We start from the raw sequence: 3,662 nt of genomic DNA, 5'->3' as shown, positions 1-3,662 counted from the left end.
GCCATCTCATCAATCTTAATATGTATATAGACATCCTATTTCATTACCAAGGACACCTTTCGGAATTGGAGAGCCAAATGGTATCCCTGGCAAATGAAATAGAAGAATATAAGATTAAATGTTTACGAAAACAGCCTAAGAAAAAGGGGGGAAAGCTCCCCCTTTGAATCAATCTATTGTCCGTTCAATATAAACTCCATTTGCATTTCACCGCTTGTTTGCAAACGGTCATCAAGTGCATTTAGATAAGCTTTGTTGTCTGCATCTGAAACGATATTATTAAAGTGATTTGGGTGTGCCTGCAAATAGTTTGCCCGTTCATGCACATCTGCAAATGTGGCATTTTCCCACTGTGCTTTTTCAACAGGTGTCATAGAAGCCGGATCGTTCGCTTCTTGTTCGCTTTGTTCCTGCTCTTCTTCTTCCTCAGCCTGTGCCGCTTTCTCCTTTTCTTCAGCCTCAACCTTTGCTGCTTTTTCCTTCTCTTCAGCCTCAGCCTTTGCCTTTGCTTCTTTTTCTGCCTGTTCCTTCGCTTCCTGCTCCCATTTTTCCTCATAAGCCTTTGCAATCAATTTCGGCTGCATTTCAGCGACTTCCCTTTCCACGTCCCGCATATCAATGTAATCCTGTTTAGGCTGCTGCTTATCACCTTCTTCATGATCATCCTTTGCACTAGCCATACAGCCAGTCAGTATTAAGCTTGCAGAAAGGGTTAACAAACCTGCCTTTTTAATCTGTACCATCTGTATCGCCTCCCTTCAAATCCTTCCACAAGATGCCCCATGTCTATACTATCCTTCTACCCTTTGCTCTTTATTTCACAAACGTTGATTGTTTTTAATACGCAGTCTTACACCCATTCCCAAATGAAAAACCGTATCCAAACGAAATTCGAATACGGTTGTCTATCTGCTAATCTATTGGCTTTACATTCCCTGTATGGGCATTTACTTCATAATGACAATCCAATTTGCCACATAAGATATAGCCGCCTTGCTCGACATCATAAACATAACAGGGAGTCAGCTCTAGGAAGGGTTTGATTTTCTCAAATGCTTGCTCATATGTAATCTTTATTTCCTCTGACTCTCTTAAATCCATATACTCATGAAATAACCATTTATTATCGAGGTAATTCACTGCTTTATAGGTATTCCGGTCAATGAATACCTTTAGTTTTCTTTTAAACACACGCTCTTTCTGTTCTACTAAATGAATGGCTGCCTGAATATAGCCATTATCTCGGTACAGCGATTTTACTATCCATTTCCCAGAATCCTTTGCATACTCTTGGCTTAGAAATTCACGTATAGCAGCCATACATTTTTGTCTTTCTTCATCCGTGATGGGATCCAAACCAGGGTGTGGTTCGCATTGGAATGCTTGGTCTGGTGTGACCCCCTCAGTCAGCGTGATCTTTTTTCTTTGAAAAGGGGGTGAGATAGTTTGATTCCACTCTATGACTGTATTCATCTCCCATCGAGATTTCTCTAATCCTTCAAAAGGCAAGGTGTGCAAACCATCATTTTTTATCCATATTTCTTCGATGAGATAGGCTGGAACAATCCTATCTTCCTCCATATTCGGGAGTTCGATTAACCTCAATTGTTCACGAGCCAAACTCTCAACCTGCTCAAGTGTAAGGGTATAGGTTTCTTCATGCACGAGATTCTCCAAATGAAACTCGCCTATAACAGAAAAGAACGTAAGTCTCCCTTCTCCGTCAAAATGACATTCCATATAGCCTGAAGGAGATACGTCAAAGCCATTTATATATTCCTTGAAATGAATCTCTCGCTCTTCCTCCTTCCAGATTTCAAATTGCTCTCCATAGTTCAAGCCTGTTTCCTTCCCCATCCACCGAATGATTTCTTTCTTCTCATTTACATCAAACCTAATCTTCTCCGCATAGGATACTCCCCCAACAAAAATGACGCTGCGGGTCTTTTTTGAATGAATGTCTATTTCAATGCTTGCTGTCCCCTTTGGGCTATAGTCCTCATCATTCCACTCCTTCAAATGATTAGGAAACCATTCCATACTCAGTATATATTCCGTTTTATTAAAAATGGTTATGCTGCGGTAAAGATCCCAATTATGTAAATAGTAGCGATCTAAGCCATACTTGCCTTTGGTAAATTCAATTAAATCTTCAATTCTCTTATCCATCGCCATCTCCTTATATAGCCATACCATTCCTTAAAAAGCTTTGTTTGAATTAAATAGACTGCCTTTCATTCGTATCCATAAACACTGCTAATCTTGTTGAAGGGATATCCATATAAACAATTTCTTCTATAAATGGAGAAACGGTAAAATCATACCGCTTTCCATCAATAAAGTTATCATAATGCCATCCATCATTTAGATACGTTTTCTTTATGTCTCCTCCTAATTAGTTATTTACCATCAATGCTGTCACTCCGCATTGCCCCTTTGCCTGATTTTCTTCACGCCATTTCGACCATGATTGATAGAGATACTTACTAACCGTATTCGTTCGTCGAGCGCCTCTCCCATCTATACTCACCCTTCAAGTACAATATCCGTCTCCTTCAACATCCAAAAGTTTTTAATGCTTCCTTAACCGCCCAAGCTTGATGTTCATGAAACAAATGATCAATCGCATCAACTGGGTTAACCCATATGAGGAAGTTATCCTCTTCTGTAGGTTCACATACTCGCTTACCTAATTCACCTATATAAAAAAATCCTTCACTCAGATAGTACTTATACTCATTGGTCGAATAGAAGTATCTTTGAGCACAGCCTAAAAACGGACCCAACTCAATCGCCATCCCCATTTCCTCTAACGCTTCCCTTTTCATACACTCCTCATGCGTTTCCTTATATTCGATTCCTCCTCCAGGAAGAAAACAGTTCCCATCACCTGTTTGAATGATGGCGATTTGATCCTTCTGTTCATTAAAAACGATGCCGTAAACGGCTGGTCTTCTTATGTATTCCTTATTCTCTTCTATGCAGCCAAAAGTAAGAATTTCCACCAGACTCTATCCACCTTTAACAAAATCCTTTTATGGGTTGACGTTAATCAATTTCCCAATTGACCTCTATTTTCCCTTCCAAATCATGCCCTCTGACAATTAATCGATATGTACCTTCTGATTCTGCCTGGAATTGAAAGACATCTGATTGAATGTTCGTATATTCCTCATATGTATCCGCTTGTTCTTCTATCATTTCCATCCCTACAGCCTTCCCTTTAGGGTCCAAAACATGAAACCCATGTCCTCCTTCATTGCTTTGCTCAATAGATAAATAACACGTTATTTCTTCACCCTTTTTTAATGAAATGGGAATCTCATTTCTTCCATTGAAACGCTCAAACTCCGCTGAAAATGATGAATTCGTCCTTTCTTCGGTCCAGCCTTCCTTTATCGTAAAATCGATTAATCTTATCGATAGCAGCAAAGGAAACATGAGAAGCAGAACCCATCCAATACGTCTTTTTCTAATAATAGCGTAGCTAAAAGCATAGATACAGGCACATAATGCCCCGATACTTCCAGCAATCACTGAAAAGATATTCATTCCGTAGACAGGCAAAAAAACGATGAATCCCGCTAAAGCATGCAAAAGAATACTTGTTTGGAATGTGACCCTTATCCACTTATAGGTCACGAAATCAATCAGCATTGTCA

General features: G+C 39.6%; 4 protein-coding genes and 1 pseudogene. All 5 read right to left on the bottom strand.

All coding sequences use genetic code 11. From position 1 onward, the window contains the following. Positions 1 to 173: 173 nt before the first annotated feature. On the bottom strand, positions 174 to 743 hold the full coding sequence (locus ACI35L_RS01970) for a hypothetical protein (RefSeq protein ID WP_439802141.1): 570 nt from the start codon (positions 741 to 743) through the stop codon (positions 174 to 176). Positions 744 to 912: 169 nt separating this feature from the next. Continuing rightward, a complete protein-coding gene (locus tag ACI35L_RS01965) occupies positions 913 to 2,169 on the bottom strand; it encodes a hypothetical protein (protein WP_439802140.1) in 1,257 nt (418 codons plus the stop codon). Positions 2,170 to 2,218: 49 nt separating this feature from the next. After that, positions 2,219 to 2,524 (bottom strand): annotated as a pseudogene (locus ACI35L_RS01960) (YunG family protein). 31 nt (positions 2,525 to 2,555) lie between these two features. Next, positions 2,556 to 3,005 carry an NUDIX hydrolase gene (locus tag ACI35L_RS01955; protein WP_331456709.1) on the bottom strand — a complete coding sequence of 150 codons (450 nt, stop codon included), beginning with the start codon at positions 3,003 to 3,005 and terminating at the stop codon, positions 2,556 to 2,558. Between the two features lie 43 nt (positions 3,006 to 3,048). Continuing rightward, positions 3,049 to 3,662: hypothetical protein (locus ACI35L_RS01950; RefSeq protein WP_439802139.1), on the bottom strand; the 614-nt coding region annotated here is incomplete at its 5' end.

The organism is Pradoshia sp. (assembly GCF_051873915.1).
Lineage (GTDB): Bacteria > Bacillota > Bacilli > Bacillales > Pradoshiaceae > Pradoshia.
Note: the sequence above shows the minus strand (reverse complement) of the source record. Positions and strands in the feature narration are given on the sequence as shown.

What these genes read in the sequence shown, in the direction of transcription:
- ACI35L_RS01970 (WP_439802141.1), bottom strand. Translation starts at nt 743, where the DNA reads ATGGTACAGATTAAAAAGGCAGGTTTGTTAACCCTTTCTGCAAGCTTA.
- ACI35L_RS01965 (WP_439802140.1), bottom strand. Translation starts at nt 2,169, where the DNA reads ATGGATAAGAGAATTGAAGATTTAATTGAATTTACCAAAGGCAAGTAT.